Source organism: Asticcacaulis sp. (assembly GCF_047605585.1).
Classification (GTDB): Bacteria; Pseudomonadota; Alphaproteobacteria; order Caulobacterales; family Caulobacteraceae; genus Asticcacaulis.
Genome location: NZ_JASGFK010000001.1, coordinates 973537 through 991297 on the forward strand (window position 1 = coordinate 973537; position 17761 = coordinate 991297).

The 17761-nt window shown below is 58.3% G+C and carries 19 protein-coding genes; 10 read left to right on the forward strand and 9 right to left on the reverse strand.

Features of this window, described 5'->3' with window-relative positions; all coding sequences use genetic code 11:
* Positions 1-141: 141 nt before the first annotated feature.
* From QM647_RS04575 to QM647_RS04585, 3 genes are all read left to right on the forward strand, one after another.
* A complete protein-coding gene (locus tag QM647_RS04575) occupies positions 142-819 on the forward strand; it encodes a LolA family protein (RefSeq protein ID WP_414994288.1) in 678 nt (225 codons plus the stop codon).
* 283 nt (positions 820-1102) lie between these two features.
* Complete coding sequence (gene xth / locus QM647_RS04580; RefSeq protein ID WP_414994289.1) at positions 1103-1909, forward strand: exodeoxyribonuclease III; 807 nt, start codon at positions 1103-1105, stop codon at positions 1907-1909.
* Entirely contained in the window at positions 1906-2328 is a 423-nt protein-coding gene (locus QM647_RS04585) for a hypothetical protein (protein ID WP_414994290.1), read from the forward strand. Before xth ends, QM647_RS04585 begins: the two co-directional genes overlap by 4 nt.
* 63 nt (positions 2329-2391) lie before the next feature.
* On the opposite strand, the gene QM647_RS04590 is transcribed toward QM647_RS04585, so the two are convergent.
* On the reverse strand, positions 2392-3078 hold the full coding sequence (locus tag QM647_RS04590) for a response regulator transcription factor (RefSeq protein ID WP_023456094.1): 687 nt from the start codon (positions 3076-3078) through the stop codon (positions 2392-2394).
* Positions 3079-3132: 54 nt separating this feature from the next.
* Between QM647_RS04590 and QM647_RS04595 the strand changes: the two genes are divergently transcribed.
* Positions 3133-3645 (forward strand): L,D-transpeptidase family protein, encoded by a 513-nt coding sequence (locus tag QM647_RS04595; RefSeq protein WP_414994291.1) that lies wholly within the window; start codon positions 3133-3135, stop codon positions 3643-3645.
* Between the two features lie 115 nt (positions 3646-3760).
* Here QM647_RS04595 and QM647_RS04600 read toward each other — a convergent pair whose 3' ends face one another.
* Positions 3761-4387 (reverse strand): YggS family pyridoxal phosphate-dependent enzyme, encoded by a 627-nt coding sequence (locus QM647_RS04600; RefSeq protein WP_414994292.1) that lies wholly within the window; start codon positions 4385-4387, stop codon positions 3761-3763.
* A 50-nt stretch (positions 4388-4437) separates the two neighbouring features.
* On the opposite strand from QM647_RS04600, the gene QM647_RS04605 reads away from it, so the two are divergent.
* Positions 4438-5073: a thiamine phosphate synthase gene (locus QM647_RS04605; protein WP_414994293.1), complete on the forward strand. Its 636-nt coding sequence runs from the start codon at positions 4438-4440 to the stop codon at positions 5071-5073.
* On the opposite strand, the gene QM647_RS04610 is transcribed toward QM647_RS04605, so the two are convergent.
* Positions 5070-5459: an NtrZ family periplasmic regulatory protein gene (locus tag QM647_RS04610; protein ID WP_414994294.1), complete on the reverse strand. Its 390-nt coding sequence runs from the start codon at positions 5457-5459 to the stop codon at positions 5070-5072. The two genes, QM647_RS04605 and QM647_RS04610, sit on opposite strands and share 4 nt — an antisense overlap.
* Positions 5460-6001: 542 nt before the next feature.
* Between QM647_RS04610 and QM647_RS04615 the strand changes: the two genes are divergently transcribed.
* The 5 genes from QM647_RS04615 to QM647_RS04635 all read left to right on the forward strand — a co-directional run bounded on the left by QM647_RS04615 (position 6002) and on the right by QM647_RS04635 (position 11613).
* Positions 6002-6541, forward strand: a complete 540-nt coding sequence (locus QM647_RS04615) for a DUF3576 domain-containing protein (RefSeq protein WP_414994295.1) — start codon at positions 6002-6004, stop codon at positions 6539-6541.
* A 125-nt stretch (positions 6542-6666) separates the two neighbouring features.
* Complete coding sequence (leuS, locus tag QM647_RS04620; protein WP_414994296.1) at positions 6667-9258, forward strand: leucine--tRNA ligase; 2592 nt, start codon at positions 6667-6669, stop codon at positions 9256-9258.
* A 5-nt stretch (positions 9259-9263) separates the two neighbouring features.
* On the forward strand, positions 9264-9926 hold the full coding sequence (locus QM647_RS04625; RefSeq protein ID WP_414994297.1) for a hypothetical protein: 663 nt from the start codon (positions 9264-9266) through the stop codon (positions 9924-9926).
* Entirely contained in the window at positions 9923-10975 is a 1053-nt protein-coding gene (gene holA / locus QM647_RS04630) for a DNA polymerase III subunit delta (protein ID WP_414994298.1), read from the forward strand. The genes QM647_RS04625 and holA overlap by 4 nt, the downstream gene beginning before the upstream one ends.
* Positions 10975-11613 (forward strand): hypothetical protein, encoded by a 639-nt coding sequence (locus QM647_RS04635; protein WP_414994299.1) that lies wholly within the window; start codon positions 10975-10977, stop codon positions 11611-11613. Before holA ends, QM647_RS04635 begins: the two co-directional genes overlap by 1 nt.
* 87 nt (positions 11614-11700) lie before the next feature.
* Here QM647_RS04635 and QM647_RS04640 read toward each other — a convergent pair whose 3' ends face one another.
* From QM647_RS04640 to QM647_RS04665, 6 genes are read right to left on the reverse strand one after another with little or no spacing between them, the layout of a single operon-like run.
* On the reverse strand, positions 11701-12597 hold the full coding sequence (locus tag QM647_RS04640) for a ParB/RepB/Spo0J family partition protein (RefSeq protein ID WP_414994300.1): 897 nt from the start codon (positions 12595-12597) through the stop codon (positions 11701-11703).
* A 28-nt stretch (positions 12598-12625) separates the two neighbouring features.
* Positions 12626-13417, reverse strand: a complete 792-nt coding sequence (locus QM647_RS04645) for a ParA family protein (RefSeq protein WP_414994301.1) — start codon at positions 13415-13417, stop codon at positions 12626-12628.
* 22 nt (positions 13418-13439) lie between these two features.
* Positions 13440-14051, reverse strand: a complete 612-nt coding sequence (gene rsmG / locus QM647_RS04650) for a 16S rRNA (guanine(527)-N(7))-methyltransferase RsmG (protein WP_414994302.1) — start codon at positions 14049-14051, stop codon at positions 13440-13442.
* Between the two features lie 20 nt (positions 14052-14071).
* A complete protein-coding gene (gene mnmG, locus QM647_RS04655; protein ID WP_414994303.1) occupies positions 14072-15955 on the reverse strand; it encodes a tRNA uridine-5-carboxymethylaminomethyl(34) synthesis enzyme MnmG in 1884 nt (627 codons plus the stop codon).
* Positions 15956-16014: 59 nt separating this feature from the next.
* Positions 16015-17343, reverse strand: a complete 1329-nt coding sequence (mnmE, locus tag QM647_RS04660; protein ID WP_414994304.1) for a tRNA uridine-5-carboxymethylaminomethyl(34) synthesis GTPase MnmE — start codon at positions 17341-17343, stop codon at positions 16015-16017.
* Positions 17344-17362: 19 nt separating this feature from the next.
* Complete coding sequence (locus QM647_RS04665) at positions 17363-17617, reverse strand: DUF6489 family protein (protein WP_414994305.1); 255 nt, start codon at positions 17615-17617, stop codon at positions 17363-17365.
* Positions 17618-17761 lie beyond the last annotated feature (144 nt).

Below are 17761 nucleotides of genomic sequence, written 5' to 3' on the forward strand. Positions count from 1 at the left end.
CAAGCATAAAGTATACGATTTAACCTAATGCCTGCATTCATGCCGGGTTCAGTCGCGGCGGACTAAGGTCGTAAATATGCCGCCTTCAGGGGTTTTCTGAAGGCATTGGATTTTTACGAATTTTGCTTCTATGGGTAAACCATGATCGACTTTACCAAACGCGCCCTGCTGGCAGGCCTTGCCGCCACCCTTGTCACCACGCCCGTTATAACACCCGCTTCCGCACAGAGTGGCAAGAACCAGTTCAGCGGCCTGATTTCGCCACCCAGCTTCAATGCCGCTGACAAGGCACGCATCCAGCAGGCGACCAGCTACCTGCAGGGCCTCGGCATGGCGCATGGCCGTTTTGAGCAGACCGATTACAAAGGCCGCAAGACCGCCGGCAACTGGTACCTGGCCCGTCCCGGCAAGATGCGTTTCGAATATGATGCGCCGACCTCGCTGCTGATCGTTTCCAATGGCACCACGGTCAGTATGTGGGATCCACGCCTGCAATCCTTCGACCAATATCCCCTGTCGGAAACGCCACTGTCGCTTTTCCTGGCGCGCCAAATCCGTTTCGACCAGGGCGTGGTGGTCACGGCCGTCAGCTCCAATGCGCAGGGGTTCACACTGAAAGCGCGTGACCGCCGCAAGAATGTCGAAGGCTCCGTGGTCCTCGGTTTCGATCAGGCGACCGACGGCGCCATGGCTCTGCGGGAATGGACTATTACCGATGCGCAAAATCGCGCGACAACGGTAAGGCTGACGAGTTTTTCGCGTGATTCGGGACAAAAGGCTGATTTGTTTGTGTTAAATAAGCCGCAGAAGAAAAAATAACGGCTGTATAACTTTTTTCCTTGTAGTTTTTTGTCTTTAGTGTTATTTTTCACACATGGAGATGAAACGGCGGATTATCTCCCGACCTGAACTTTCAGGTGTGCGTTTTCCCTTTTTTCTCTTCGTGTTATGTGCCAAATCTCTAAACCGATCCGTCAGCGCGGATCGGTTTTTTTTGTGCTTTTTTCAGCTCAAGCGCCGCATGGCTCCTCGCACCAGCTCGGACGGCCAGTCGGCCTTGCCAATGTCTCCGACATTGGAATTATTGAGAGTTTGCCTTTATATGCGCCTTAGCCTTGTCTCATGGAACGTCAATTCCGTTCGCCTGCGTCTGCCCCAGGTCGAACAGTTCCTGAAGGACACCGATGTTGACATCCTGTGCATGCAGGAAATCAAGTGTCAGGAACATGAGTTCCCGCGCGAGGCCTTCGAAGCGCTAGGCTACAACCATATCCACATTGCCGGACAAAAGGGCTGGCACGGCGTGGCGCTGGTGTCGAAAATCCCGTTTGAGGCCCTGCCGACCCCCGCCTTTTGCCGCCGCGGCGAGGCCCGTGCCCAGGCCATCCGTATCGCCGGCACGGAAATCTGGAACTTCTATATCCCGGCCGGCGGCGATTTCCCCGATCGCGTCGGCAATGACAAGTTCGATCACAAGCTGACCTTTTACGAGCGCCTGATCGACGAGCTGAAACAACGCGGCGCGGACAAGCCCCTGCTGATCTGCGGCGACCTCAATATCGCGCCGGGCGAATTCGATGTCTGGAGCCACAGACAGATGCTGAAGGTGGTCAGCCATACGCCGGCCGAGTTGGAGGCCTTCGGCAATCTGATGCAGGCTGGCGCCTTCCACGATCCCTTCCGCGTCACCTATCCCGATCCGGAGAAGATCTTCACCTGGTGGAGCTATCGCGCCGCCGATTTCCGCAAGAGCAATCGTGGCCTGCGGCTGGACCATATCCTGCTCAATCCGGGCCTGCGGGAAAAGATCAGTGGCGATATCACCGCCAAAATCCATGATACGGTGCGCGAATGGGAACGCCCATCCGATCACGCCCCGATCCAGACCGTTTTCGAGTTTCAGCCATGACCGACATTGCCGAAAAGCTTTTGCCTGCCGAGATTTTGGCCAAAGCAGACTTCCGTCAGAACGAATATGCCTGGCGCATTGCCGACCTGCCCCAGGTAATCGAGGCGGCGCGCGCGCTGGGCCTGCGCAATATCGGCGGCCAGCTGCAGATCCGCACACCGGATGCCATCGGTGAATGCGACTGGGTGCAGATCGATGCCTGCCAGCTGATCCCGCCCGTCCTGCCGTGGGAGGCTCAGGTCGAAATGGCCGCCAATGTCGCCCTGCAGGACCTGCAAATGCTCAAGGCGGAATTCAATTTCGGCAAGGAGATCAGTGAGGCCTTTCCAGAGCCCGTGGCGCGCTTTATCGAAGCCGGCGGCACGCTGGAAGAGGCGGTCTGGTTTGTCTGGTACGTCGATACAGAAGAGACGGCCTGAACAAAAAAGCCGACGCTTACGCGCCGGCTTAAACTTACGGGTCAAGGGTTCGCGACCCTTGCCTTAAAATTGCAACCTGTAACCACCGGCATCCGTCATCAACAGACGCGCATTGGCGGGATCGGGTTCGATCTTCTGACGCAGGCGATAGACGTGCGTTTCCAGCGTGTGCGTGGTCACACCAGCGTTATACCCCCAGACCTCGGTCAGCAGTTCCTCACGCGTGATCGGCTTACCGCCGGCGCGATAAAGGTATTTCAGGATATTGGTTTCCTTTTCGGTCAGGCGCGTTTTCTTCTGCGTCTGATCAACCAGCACCTTCAGTGCCGGCTTGAATTCGTAGGGCCCGATGCGGAAGGTGGCGTCTTCGCTGGTCTCGTGCGAGCGGACCTGGGCGCGGATGCGAGCCAGCAGGACGGCGAACCGGAACGGCTTAGTGACATAGTCATTGGCGCCGGCATCAAGGCCCAGGATGGTATCGGAATCCGAAGTCTGGCCGGTCAGCATGATCACCGGCGTGGTCAGCCCGCCCTTGCGCAGCAGGCGGCAGGCTTCACGGCCGTCCATATCCGGCAGATCAACATCGAGCAGGATCAGGTCGGCATTGACACTCTTACCCAGCTTGAGGCCTTCGGTGCCGTTTGACGCCTGGATGACCTTGAATTCCTCGTGAAGTTCGAGCTGTTCCGCCAGGGCTTCGCGCAGTTCATCATCATCATCGACTATGAGCAGGGTTTTTTGTTGCACCATGATCCTGTATCTTTAAGTCTTGTCGTTATGAGATTAAGCAGCGATGGCAAATAAATGATCAATAAGTTTAGTGCCACCGCCGCTGGCCAATTCCACATCAACGAACATAGTGTGCGTTGCGCGCTTGGGAAAGGGGGCGTTCGCCCTGCCGGCGATAAAAGAGAGGGTGACGGCGCCTCTCCTCTGGGAATCTGGCCGATTCGTTATGTTTTTTACCGTCCGGACCGTTTGGCGCCACCGGAAACCGCCCTGGAGCTGGTGCCGTTGTCGCCGGATGACGGCTGGTGCGACGATCCGTCCTCGGAATTTTACAATCGCCATGTGAAGCTGCCCTTTCAGCCGAGTCATGAAAAGCTGTGGCGGGATGATCATGTCTACGATGTGATCGTGGTACTGGGGCATAATGATGACCCGCCGGTTTCAGGCATGGGGTCTGCCATTTTCATGCATCTGGCGCGGGAAGATTACAGCGGCACCGAAGGCTGCGTGGCCGTGGCCCTGCCGGATATGCTGGATTTTCTGAAAGCGGCCAGGCCCGGCGATGCGGTCGAAATTTTGGATGCGTAACGGGGCGTGGGGTCCGCGACCCCACATCTGCGCTTAACTCTTTCCCCGCTTCCGCCCAAAGGGCGAAAGCGGGGAAAGAACAGGAAAGGCATGGGGCCGCAGGCCCCAAACCCCGTTAGCGTGCGCCGAAAATCGCTGACCCCACACGGATCTCCGTAGATCCAAAGGCAATCGCCGTCTCGAAATCGTCGCTCATGCCCATGCTGAGGTGCGTAATGCCATTGCGATCCGCGATCTTTTTCAACAGGGCGAAATAGGGCCCGCGCGGCCCCTCCACCGGCGGAATGCACATCAGGCCCGCGATTGTCAGGCCATACCCCCGGCAAGCCGCCAGGAATGCATCCGTTTCCGCCGGCAGAACCCCCGACTTCTGTGGTTCCTCACCGATATTGACCTGAACATACAGCACCGGCGCCTTGCCTGCCTTCTGTATCTCATCGGCAATCACCCGCACGATCTTGTCCCGGTCCAGGCTCTCGATCACATCGAAAAAAGCCACAGCCTCCGCCGCCTTGTTACTCTGCAAAGGCCCGATCAACCGCAATTCCAGGTCCGGATACAACGCGCGCCTGTCGCCCCAGCGCTCCATCGCTTCCTGCACACGATTTTCGCCAAAACGCCTCTGGCCGGCCTTGAGCACCGGCTCGATGACCTCCCAGGGCTGGTTTTTCGAAACCGCCGTCAGGCAGGCGGCATCGGGCGACCGGCCCGCCGCCTTTAAAGCCTTGTACATCTGGGCCATGAGCCTAGAATAAGCCGTTCCCGACAGGGCATCCTTTTGGGTATCCGCTGATGACATACAAGACCCGCTTCCAATATCTGCTCGACAGGGCACGGGATATAGCGCAGACCGCCCTGCCCCAAAACCCTGAATTGCTGCCGCCTCTGTTCTTCTTCACCGATCCGCAGCGCACACCGCACCCGGAAGATATCGCCGTGCACCTGCCAGAAGGCTGCGGCATCGTCTATCGTCATTTCGGCGAAAACCACGCCCGGCAACGCGCACAGCTCCTGCGCCGGATCGCCCGCGACAACGGCCTAACCCTGCTGATAGGCGAGGATGAGGTCCTGGCACTCGATGTCGAAGCCGACGGCGTTCACCTGCGCCAGACCAGCCTGCCGCACGCCACGCACCTGCACGCCGCGCATCCGCACCTGATCCTGACCGCCGCCTGCCACGATGCCGAAACCCTGCGCAGCCTGGAAAGTAAGGATGGCCTCACCGCCGTTTTTATCTCGCCAGTCTTCGCCAGTCATAGCCCTTCGGCGCAAGGTGTTTCCGCCCTGGGCACCAAGGGCGTGCGCGAAATGACGGACCTGTCCAGTCTGCCGGTCTATGGTCTGGGAGGGATCAATTGCGACAACATACAGTCGCTGAAAGACACGGGTCTTTCGGGCATAGGCGCGATAGACGCCTTCAAACTTTAAAATTTAAAGGTGGTTTCCAGCCGCACGCGGGGCTGCTTCCTGTCGCCTTGGGCGGCACTACGGGCCGGTTCGGGCTTCATGCTATCCGTCTTTTCACCGAAACCAAGCGTGCCGCCAACGCGCAACGACGGAGTCAGCTTGTAGAAGGCACCGGCATCGATATCGTTGGCGCCCGGTGCACTGGTTTCCGGCTGGTTGACGTCGAACTTGACGCCCCACTTGCCATCCAGGTTGAACTGGTAAACCTTTGACTGCGGCTTGGAAAAGCCGGTTGCCTCATCGCTGATGAAGCTGTCGCCTGTCGGCTGGACCAGCGGCGCCAGTCCGGCAATGTTTTCAATGGTTGAAGGCTGCGGGCGAACCGTCTTGGTTTCGGCAACAGCCAAGGTGCTGCGTCCGGCAAACGCCAGAAACATCGCACTCACAGCTATTGACAAGACAGGTTTCATTCTCTTCGCAGTTCGAAACCCGGTTTCTTCCTAAAGCCAGCCCCCCAAAGGGTCGTCTTCCCGAACAGCCACCGGACACTTTGTCGTTATACACAACCATTTTGACGGAGTTATGTCATTCCGAGATAAGACGAATTGGGGTTGGGGTCAATTTGTTATGACCTTAAAACGACCCCCTGACATCATTCCCCTGACAAATGTGTTGAATCCGCCACGGATGGTAAACGGCGCATAAACACAACGGCACATTGCAGCCCTGTCGCAAAGCAGCAGATAAGCTTTTTTTCTTTGCCCCACATCCGCCCTTATTTCCTGTAGAGTTGACAAACTTGTGATGCTACCCCTTGTCATACCCCAGGGCCTCCATGCTATAGAGGGCCGGGTCGCCGGGTCAAAACCGGCAATTGGGGCTAATAAATTCTAGGAATTCCGGCGGCTTAGACGGTCGCGCAATTCAAATCATGCGGAGTGATCAGTCTATGACGACTATGCGGAAACCGGCCTCGATGCGCTACGGTCTGGCCCTGGCCGCCCTTGGCCTGTGCCTGTCCTTCAGCGCCTGCGCCAGCCTGGGTGAAAAGGGTGGCGCTACGACTTCCGCCAATACGACTGAACCCACAGAAGATAAGGTCAACCTGGCTGGCCTGTTCGGCGGCAAGAAGAAGAAAAAGGAACCGGTCTATAACGAGCAGGCTGGTATCGGCGTCAATGCGTATCTGTGGCGCGCCTCGCTCGACACCATCGCCTTCATGCCCCTGACCTCAGCCGATCCGTTCGGCGGCACCATCATCACCGACTGGTACGCCAATCCGCAGACGCCGGACGAACAGTTCAAGGTCACCATCTTCATCCTGGATTCCCGCCTGCGCGCCGATGCGCTGAACGTCTCGATCCAGAAGCAGGTCCGCGCCGGCGATCGCTGGGTGCCAGCCGATGTGTCGCAGCAGACCCAGCTCGACATCGAAAACGCCATCCTGACGCGCGCCCGCGAACTGCGCCTCTCCAACGTCAAGAACTAGGCCTTCGCCTTTTGCTTCAAAAAAGCCGTCGCGGTCATGCCGTGACGGCTTTTTTTATGGTCTTGGGCCGCAACGCGCCCTATAAGCAGCCATCCCTTATTTCAACAGACTCCGCTTAGACTTTTATGGCCCGTTATAATCCTAAAGAAACCGAACCCCGTCAGTTGCAGCGCTGGGCGGACGCGGATGTTTTCCTGACACAACAGGATGCCGAAAAGCCAAAATACTACGTGCTGGAGATGTTCCCCTACCCCTCCGGCCGCATCCACATGGGCCACGTGCGCAATTACGCCATGGGCGACCTGGTGGCGCGTTTCAAACGGGCGCGCGGCTTCAATGTCCTGCACCCCATGGGTTGGGACGCCTTTGGCATGCCGGCCGAAAACGCCGCCATGGAACGCAAGATCCACCCCAAGGGCTGGACCTATGACAACATCGCCAATATGCGTGGTGAACTGAAACGCCTGGGCCTCTCTATCGACTGGTCACGCGAATTCGCCACCTGCGATCCGGCCTATTACGGCCAGCAGCAGAAGTGGTTCAACACCCTGCTGAAGAACGATCTTGTCTATCGCCGCGAAAGCCAGGTCAACTGGGACCCGGTGGACATGACCGTGCTGGCCAATGAACAGGTTATCGACGGCAAGGGCTGGCGCTCCGGCGCCGTGGTCGAAAAGAAGAAACTGACCCAGTGGTTCATGCGCATCACGCGCTTCGCCGATGACCTGATCGAGGGCCTGACCGAACTGGAACGCTGGCCGGAAAAGGTGCGGCTGATGCAATCCAACTGGATCGGCAAATCGCGCGGCCTGAAAATGACCTTCCCGTTCGCCGATGATATCGCGCTCAAGCAGCGAAGCGGTAGCGCAACGGAAAATGCCGGAGTCGAGGTCTATACCACCCGCCCCGATACCCTCTTTGGCGCCGCCTTTATCGCCATCGCCGCCGATCACCCCCTGGCTCAGGAAGCCGCGGCCGCCAATCCGGAGCTGGCCGCCTTTATCAAGTCGATCGCCAAGGGTGGCACCACTCAGGCCGAAATCGACACGGGTGAAAAGCAGGGCTTCAATACCGGCATCAAGGTGAAGCACCCCTTCAAGCCCGGCGAAACGCTCGATGTCTGGGTCGCCAATTTCGTGCTTATGGATTACGGCACCGGCGCCATTTTCGGCTGTCCGGCGCATGACCAGCGCGATCTCGATTTCGCCCGCAAATATGACCTGCCAGTCACTGAAGTCGTTCTGCCGCAAGGCGCCAATCCCGAAGACTTCAAGGTCGGCAACGAAGCCTATACCGGACCCGGCGCGATTTTCCATTCCGCCTTCCTTGATGGTCTTGAAATCGAAGCCGCCAAGGATGCGGCGATCGAAAAGATCGAAGCCATGGGGCTCGGTGAAGGCGCCACCGTTTTCCGCCTGCGCGACTGGGGTGTCTCGCGCCAGCGCTACTGGGGCTGCCCGATCCCGGTCATCCATTGCGATGATTGCGGCGTCGTGCCCGTGCCCGACGATCAGCTGCCGGTGGTCCTGCCGGAAGACGTCACCTTCGACGTGCCCGGCAACCCACTGGAACGCCACCCGACCTGGAAACACGTCAAGTGCCCGCATTGCGGCAAGGATGCGACGCGCGAAACCGACACGCTCGATACCTTTGTCGATTCCTCATGGTATTTCGCCCGCTTCACCGATCCGAAGTCGCCGACCCCGATCAACAAGGCGGCGGCCGATTACTGGCTGCCGGTAGATCAGTATATCGGCGGCATCGAACACGCCGTGCTTCACCTGCTCTATGCCCGCTTCATCACCCGCGCGCTCAATCACTGCGGCTATCTGGAGGTGAAGGAACCCTTCGCCGGCCTGTTCACGCAGGGCATGCTGACTCACGAGACTTACAAGAACGCGGCCGGCCAATGGGTCGAACCGGCCGATGTCGAAATCAGCGCCGAGGGCGGCACCCGCAAGGCGACGCAAATCTCCACGGGTGAAACCCTGTCGATCGGCGATATCGAAAAGATGTCGAAATCGAAGAAGAACACCGTGGCGCCAGAAGACATTTTCGACACATATGGTGTTGATTCGGCTCGCCTTTTTGTGCTTTCTGACTCACCGCCTGAGCGCGATGTCCAATGGTCGACTTCCGGCGTAGAAGGCTCCTGGCGCTTCACTCACCGCGTCTGGGACCAGTTCGACACCCTGCCGGAAGGTGAAATTCCGTGTGCGGACGAAAGCGCCGCCGCCGAACTGCTGAAGGCTGCCCACAAGACGGTCAAGCTCGTAACCGAAGGCTTTGAAAGCTTCCGCTTCAATGCCGCTATCGCCAAGCTGTACGAATTCGTCACCACCATCCGCAATGCCGATGTCGAAAAGACCGGTTCGAAGGCCCGTCGCGAAGCCCTGGCCCTGCTGGCCGGCCTGATCGCGCCAGTGACACCGCACCTGGCCGAGGAATGCTGGACGCGCCTGGGCCATGACGGTCTGATCGCCAATGCGGCCTGGCCGAAATTCGATCCGGCCCTGGCCCAGGATGACGCCTACATCATGCCGGTCCAGGTCAATGGCAAGAAACGTGGCGAAATTTCGATTCCGGTTGGTGCCTCCGAGGAACAGATCCGCGAGATGGCGCTTGCGGACGAAGGGGTTAAGCGGCATCTTGAGGGTGTATCCATCCGCAAGATCATCATCGTGCCGAACCGGATTCTCAACTTCGTGGTGGGATAAGCGACATGAATAAAGTCTTTGGGCGAAAAGTCTTTCGAGCCCTGGCTGTCTGCGCCGTACTCGGCATTTCCGCCACCAGCCTCTCCGGTTGCGGTTTCGCCCCGCTGTACGCCAAGACCGGCCTGACCGCCAGCATGGCGCAGATCGATATCCATGTACCGCAAACACGGACAGGGTATTTTCTCGAACAGGATCTGCGTAATGGTCTGGGCGTAGATGAGTCCACGACCAAGATTTACAAGCTGACTATCGGCCTGAAGGAAAGACATTACAGCGTCGGGTACAAGGTGGACGATACATCCACACGATCGGAAATCACTTCTAACGTCTCCTATGCGCTTAGGGACGTAGCCACCGGCACGGTGCTTTATCGCAACAGCTTCAGCGAAACCGTTACCTACGACACCTCCAAGTCACCCTTTACCGGTGTGATATCGCAGCAGGATGCCCAGGAACGTATCGCGACCGCCGTGTCCGAACAGATTCAACGCGACCTGGCGCTTTATTTCCACGGCGATTTGCTGCCCGCTAAGGATTCAAACGCTTCGGCATCGGCGACGTCTTCAGATGATTCCGCAGACAACAGCGCGGAATCCGATGCCGATAGCAGCAGTGCAGAACCGGGTACCATTACCGATTCCGAAATCACGCCGCCCGATAACCAATGAAACTGGCCAAGCGCGCCGAAATTGACGCCTTCTTCAACAAGCCGCCAGCCAACGTGGCCGGTGCCCTGATCTACGGTAAGGACCGCAGTCAGGTCATTGAGCGCTGCACCGGCTTGGCGAAGAAGATCGTGCCGGATATCACCGATCCGTTCAACGTCTCCTTGCTCACCGATACCGATATCGAGGGCGATGGCGGCCTTCTGGAAGGCGAACTGCAATCCCTGTCGTTGATGGGCGGTAAACGTCTGATAAGGCTGAAATTTTTCTCGGAAAAAGCCACGCTCGACAAGGCGGTGGCCGCCACCCTGAAAGCCCATGCCGCCGGCGAATACAACAAGGATGCCTTCATCATCATCGAGGCCGGCGGGCTTGGCGGCGATTCCGCCCTGCGCCGGCTCGCCGATGCCGACAAGAACCTGGTCAGTATCGCCTGCTATGAGGACGAAGCCGGCGATATTATCCGTATGGCGCGCGAAACCCTGGCGGCTGATGGTGTCTCACTCAGCAATGCCGCCATGGATATATTCGCTCAGCGCCTGCCGAAGGAGCGCGGCATTGCTCGGCAGGAAATAGAGCGCCTGATCCTGTTTATCGGGCCCGGTTCGCACAAGACCCTGAACGAGACCGAGCTTCAGGACTTCCTTGGCGTTGAGCCCGATGCCTCTCTGTTCAAGGCCGCCAATGATGCCTTTGGCGGCCGCATGAAACAGGCCCAATCCGGCCTGCGCCGCGCCTTTGCCGAAGGTGAAGGCGGTGCTGATGCCATGCGGGCGCTTAGCCTGCAATATAACAAGCTGAAACTGCTCAAGAGTTATCTGGAAAAAGGTCTTGGCACCAAGGAGGCGACACGCAATGCCGGCGTCTTCTGGAAGGATGAGGATGACATGCTGCGCCAGGCCCGCGCCTGGAATTTCACGGCGCTCGATGGTCTGGCGCGTGACCTGATCGACGCTGACAAACAGTGCAAATCCACCGGCATGCCGGATCTTCTGATCGCCGAACGGCTCTATCTGCAGATCGCCGGACGCGCGGCCCGGATGGGCGCCTGATGGCGGTTGCCGACGTCTTCGCCGCAGAATGGCGCAGACTGGCGGAATCCCTGAACTTGTCTGAAGAGGTCGCCACTACGGTGCTCAGCACATTGCAGGCGGGCTATAACGAGCCGGGGCGTCACTATCATACACAGCGCCATATCGTCAGCATGCTGGAAGCGGCCCAGCCAATCGGCTTCCAGATGCCGAAAGCCGCGCATCTGGCCACCTTCTTCCACGATCTTGTCTATGAGCCGGTACGCTCGGACAATGAGACCCGCAGCGCGGCCCGGATGACAGAGGCCCTGACCGGCTATGTGGATGCCAAGTGTCTCGAAAAGGCCTCTGAGATCATACTGGCCACCGCCCATCATCGCGCCACCGGCGACCAAGATACCGATCTGGTGCTTGATCTCGACATGGCGATCCTCGGTCAGCCATGGCCGGTTTATGAAACCTATGCCCGTAATGTCATGGCGGAATACGCGCCCTTTTTCAGTCGGGAAGCCTGGTGTCAGGGACGCAACGCCCTGTTCATCGAGCCGACCCTGGCGCGGGAAGCGATCTTCCTTACCGAAACCTTCAGGCCGCTGGAGACCCAGACGCGAGAAAACCTGCGCCGTGAGCAGGCCTGGCTGACGACGGGCGGGCTCTGAGAAGACTTCTGTGGCGCACCAGGACCACCTACCGTGCGGTTTGTGGCACCAAATTCGCCACAGCGGCCCGTTTCAGAAAATAGTGTTTTATTTCATAAGCTTACGGCACAGCTCATCGAGCTGTTCAAGGCTGGCATAGCTCAGGCGCAACTCACCCTTGCCACCCTTATCGTCGAGGCGCACATTGAGACCCAAAGCTTCCTGCAGATCCTGTTCGAGCGACAGAGTGTCGGCATTCTGCTGCGGCCGCGCCTTGGGCGTCGGTGCCGCTTTCGGTCCGGCCTGCTCATCGCGCACCAGGGCTTCGGTCTGGCGTACCGACAGGCCTTTGGCGATGATCTCCTCCGCCAGGCTCTCGGCATTTTCCGAAGTGATCAGCGCGCGGGCATGACCGGCCGACAGGCGGCCATGCATGACATGGTCCTGAACCGGGTCAGGCAGGGCCAGCAGGCGCAGGATATTGGCGATGTGCGAGCGGGACTTGCCAACGACTTGGGCCAGCGCATCCTGGGTGCGGCCGAAGCGGTCCTGCAGCACCTTGTAGCCCCTCGCCTCTTCGATCGGGTTCAGGTCGGCGCGCTGGACGTTTTCGATAATGCCGATTTCCATGACATCGAGATCGTCGAGTTCACGGATGATGATCGGCACGGTATGCAGACCAGCCTTTTGCGCCGCGCGCCAGCGGCGTTCGCCAGCGACGATCTGGTAGTGCCCCGCCTGACCGGGCGCCGGACGCACCAGGATCGGCTGGAGTATGCCCTTCTCCTTGATCGAGGCGGCCAGCTCATCGATATCGGCCTCGACAAACAGGCGACGCGGCTGGTCTGGGTTGCGCACCAGCAGTTCGATAGGTTGTTCCAGGCCACGGGCCGGTTCGGCGGCGCGCGCTTCAGCGGCTTCCGCACCGGTCTTCGGGCTGCTGGTATCCTGATCGCCAAGCAGGGCGGAAAGGCCGCGGCCCAAACCTCTATTTTTTTCAGACATTTATCGTTTCTTTTCTTATCGGAAGCGTTCAGGCGGCCTGGGCACGGCGTGAGCGTTCGCGCGTCACCAGTTCCTTGGCCAGTTTGATATAGGCCTGGCTGCCAGAGCACTTCATATCATAGATCAGAGCTGGCTTGCCGAAGGACGGCGCCTCGGAAACCCGCACATTGCGCGGTATGACCGTATCATAGACCAGCTCACCGAAGTGCGACCGCACGTCACGCTCGACGTGACCGGACAGGGCGTTGCGCTTGTCGTACATGGTCAGGACAATGCCCTGCAAACCAAGCTTCGGGTTCAAGCTGCCGCGCACCAGATCAATGGTCCGCATCAGCTGGCTCAGGCCTTCGAGCGCGAAAAACTCACATTGCAGCGGCACCAGAACAGCATCGGCCGCGCTCATCGAATTGACCGTCAGCAGGTTCAGCGACGGCGGGCAATCGATCAGAATATAGTCATAAGGCGGGTTGGTCTGGTCGAGACCTTCCAGCGCATCGCGCAGACGATAGGACCGACGCTCAGCCTGACCCAGTTCGATCTCGACGCCCGACAGATCCGGATCGGATGGCAGGAGCCATAGACCCGGCACAGCCGTACTAACAGCCGTATCACCAATGGGGCGTTGATCGACAATCACATCATAAAGCGAGCTTTCGCGCTGCTTCTTGGGTACACCGAGACCGGTTGACGCATTGCCCTGCGGGTCAAGATCAATCAGCAGAACGCGCTGGCCGATGGCCGCCAAGGCGGTACCCAGATTGATCGCCGTCGTGGTCTTGCCCACGCCGCCTTTCTGGTTTGCAATCGCCAATACACGCACTTTTTTTTCGCCTGGAAAGCTATTATCGGGCACGTCGCAGCCTTTGGATATGGATGACGCGACCGCGGGGATCGCTCAGGGACTCGAATTGTTCTACGTCAAATTTCCAGTTTTTTCCAGCGTCCGCCAGTTCACTTTCGACGTTTTCCCCTTTTAAAAACCACGCATCGGCCCCTTTGTGGATAAAGCCTTCGGCAAAGCCGAGCAGTTTCGTCATCGGCGCCACGGCCCGCGCCGTGACCACGTCGACCTTGAGCTTTACATTTTCGGCGCGGTCATTGATCACCGTCGCCGGCAGAGCCAGATCATCAACCACGGTCTGCAGGAAACGGCAGCGCTTGGTCAGGGATTCAACGAGGTAAACATGGGGTGCTGCGCCTTCTGAATGCTTCAGTAAAATGGCCAGGATAAGGCCCGGCAATCCCGCCCCTGCCCCCAAATCGGCCCAGGTTCGCGCGTCCAGCCGGCGATCCAACAGCTGTGCGCTATCGAGCACATGCCGAGACCAGTAGTCTGGCAGGGTGGCGGGACCGATCAGATTCATCACTTCATTCTGGACCGCCAGATGGGTGTAGAACTTTTGCAGATCGGCGACGGCCTCGTGTTTCACGTGAAACACCAGCTTGGCGGACATCTCGTCCGGAGTCATATGGGTCATATTGCGACTTTCGCGCTCAGCTTGGTCTGATTGCGAACGTAGAACAACAGCGTCGTCAAAGCGCCTTGTGTCATGCCTTCGATACGGCCCGCCTGCCCCAGGGTCTGCGGACGGATACGGCTCAACTTCTCACGCGCTTCATTTGAAAGCCCCAGAATAGCCGAATAATCGATATCTTCAGGCAGGCTCAGGTTCTCATCCTTGCGGAAGTTCTCGATCTCCGCCTTCTGCCGTGACATATAGCCGGCATAGAGCGCATCAATCTCAACCTGCTCATAGAGCGTATCCGACCAGGTCTTGATTTCCGGCCACAGAATTTCCAGCCGCTCGCGATTGCAGGAGTCATAGGCCATCAACTGTGTGACATTGCGGCGCTGACCATCACCATTGACCTGAATGCCTTGCGCCAGGGCTTCCTTCGGCGTGGCGACCAATTCGGCGGCACGCGTGCGGATAGCCTCCAACGCCCCCTTCTTTTCCAGCCAGACGGATTTGCGAGCCTCACCCACAACACCAATGGTGAGCCCCCGGTCGGTCAAACGCTGATCGGCATTGTCGGCACGCAGGGACAAGCGGAACTCGGCGCGGCTGGTGAACATGCGATAGGGCTCGGTCACGCCGCGCGTCACCAGATCATCGATCATCACACCGATATAGGCTTCGTCACGGCCGAGGATCGTCGGGGCATAGCCCCCTGCCCGCGCCGCAGCATTGATTCCGGCCATCAGACCTTGCGCACCGGCCTCTTCGTAGCCGGTTGTGCCATTGATCTGCCCCGCCAGGAACAGACCCGGCAGGGATTTCAGTTCAAGCGTCGGATGCAGTTCGCGTGGATCGACATAGTCATATTCGATGGCGTAGGCGTAGCGCTTGATCACCACATCTTCGAGGCCAACGATGGTGCGAATAAAAGCTTCCTGTGTTTCTTCCGAAACGCTGGTCGAGATGCCGTTCGGATAGACGGTGTCGTCGTCATAGCCTTCCGGCTCCAGGAATATCTGGTGTGACGTCTTGTCCGCGAACTTGACCACCTTGTCTTCGATCGAAGGGCAATAGCGCGGGCCGCGGCCGGAGAGATGACCGCCATAGACCGCCGATTCCATCAGGCGATCGGCGATGATCTGATGGGTCTTTTCATTGGTATAGGTGATGCCACAGGCAATCTGGTCGCGGACTATGGACGGCGTCAGCATGGAGAATGGCTGAATTGGATCGTCACCCAGTTGCTGTTCGAGACGATCCCAATGGATGGTCTTGCCGTCGAGACGCGCCGGCGTGCCGGTTTTCAGGCGGCCCATATCGAGCTTCAAATCGTAGAGACGCTGTCCCAGACCATTTGCCGGGGCATCGCCCCAACGGCCGGCCGACAGGCGCTTTTCACCTATATGGATCACGCCGCGCAGGAAAGTCCCCGTAGTCAGCACAACGGCCTTGGCCAGATAGGACTGGCCAGTAGCATCGATCACGCCGGTTACCACATACTTTTCCAGGATCAGGTCTTCAACCGCGGCTTCGATAATAGTCAGGTTTGGGGTCTGGAACAGTTCGGCCTGGACAGCTTCACGATAAAGCTTGCGGTCGATCTGAGCACGTGGACCACGCACCGCCGGCCCCTTGGACTTGTTCAGCACCTTGAACTGCATGCCACCGATATCGGCCATACGCCCCATGATGCCATCGAGCGCATCGATCTCGCGCACCAGATGTCCCTTACCCAAGCCACCTATCGCCGGATTGCACGACATCTCGCCCAGCGTTTCCTTGCGGTGGGTTAGCAAAAGCGTCTTGGCGCCCATGCGCGCGGAAGCCGTCGCGGCCTCGCAACCCGCATGACCGCCACCGACGACAATAACATCCCAGAGTGTTTTGGGTTCAGACATAGTCAGGCTTTCGGAAAGGAAGGCGTGGCCTATAGCAGATCAGCCCGCTCAGGTCGATTCTATTTGCCGATGCAGAAGCTGGAAAAGATCACATCCAGCACGCCTTCGACATCATAACGGCCGAACAACTGCTCGAAGCTATTAATGGCCGAACGGACATTTTCGGCCGCCAGTTCGGGCACGGAAAGGTCCGACCGCAGAGCCATTGAAAGCTGATCACGGGCTTCGCTCAAGCGATCGATATGACGCTGGCGCGTCGCCGCCGGGAAGGTCTGGACCGACAACTGTTCACTGACGATGGCTTCAATGGCGGCGAACAGATCGCCCATTCCCTCGCCCATAGCCACACTGACGGCGAAAACCGATGTTTCACGTGAAACACGCAAGGCGTTGACTGCCTCGCGTTCTGACTTTTCAGCCTCATCGATTTTGTTGAAAACCATCAGGTCGCCATCCCGGAAATCTTCCGGCAAGGCGGGTGCAGTTGAATCGATCACCCAAATACGCAGATCGGCCTCATTCGCCTTGGCACGCGCCCGACGAATCCCCTCCGCTTCCACCACCTCGGTCGTTTCACGCAGCCCCGCTGTATCGTAGAGAAGAACAGAATAGGGTCCGATGCGAAACTGCGATTCAATGATGTCACGCGTGGTGCCGGCAATCGGGGTCACGATCGCCGCTTCGGCTTTCAGCAGCGCATTGAACAGGCTCGATTTACCGGCATTTGGTTCACCCAGAATAACGATGCGATAGCCTTCACGGATTTGACGGCCCCGATGTGAATCCGCAATCGCCATATCCAGCGCATTTCGTAACGCACGAATACGGGCCAGAATATTATCGGCCAGCTCCTCGGGCAGATCCTCATCCGGAAAATCGATATAGACTTCCAGCCGTGCCAGCAGATCAACCAGATCAGCGCGCCAGGATTGATATTGTTGTTTCAATCCGCCACCGAGCTGGGTCAGCGCCTGTTTGCGCTGAGCTTCGGATTCGGCATCGACCAGATCGGCAATCGCCTCAGCCTGTGTCAGATCCATCTTGCCATGTTCAAGAGCCCGGCGCGAAAATTCACCCGGCGCGGCAAGCTTAAGACCCATCTCCATCAGAATGAAATAAAGACGGTCGAGAATGGCTTTAGAGCCGTGGACATGCAGTTCTACACAGTCCTCGCCGGTGAAGCTATGTGGCGCCTTGAACCAGACCACCACAGCCTCATCGATAACCTCGCCCTGCCAGACGAGCGGCGTGAAGGTGGCCCTGCGCGGCGTCAGGTTTTTGGCTGTGAGTTGTTGAACCGCCCAGAGCGCTGTGTCGCCGGAGAGACGGATGATCGACACCCCTGCCCGACCCTGCGCGGAAGCCAGAGCGAAAATCGTGTGTTTCACGTGAAACACTTCCTTAATCTTACTTACCAGTACTGAAAGGTTTCAGGCTGGCCTGCGCCGCCGACTGCATCAGCTTAAAGAACTGATCCTGCGCCGTGACACCAAGGCTCGACCAGTTTTTCAGCATTTCTTCCGGCTGCATGGAATGGATATTCTGGGCCAGGCGTTCCTGCATGGCACTCATCATGTAGTCATTCAGTGGCTGAACATCGGGCAGGCCAAGAAAGGTACGCGCCTCTTCCGGCGTGCATTCGACATTGACCGTGACCTTCATGATGAACTCCAGAATGGAATATAAAAACGAATCAACCCGATATGATCCTCTCATACCGGGTTGACAAGAGCTAGGTGGCTTACATCTCCAAACACTTTGTGTTTGGCAAGCACGACTGTGCGCCCGAGCCTTTGCGAGGAGCCC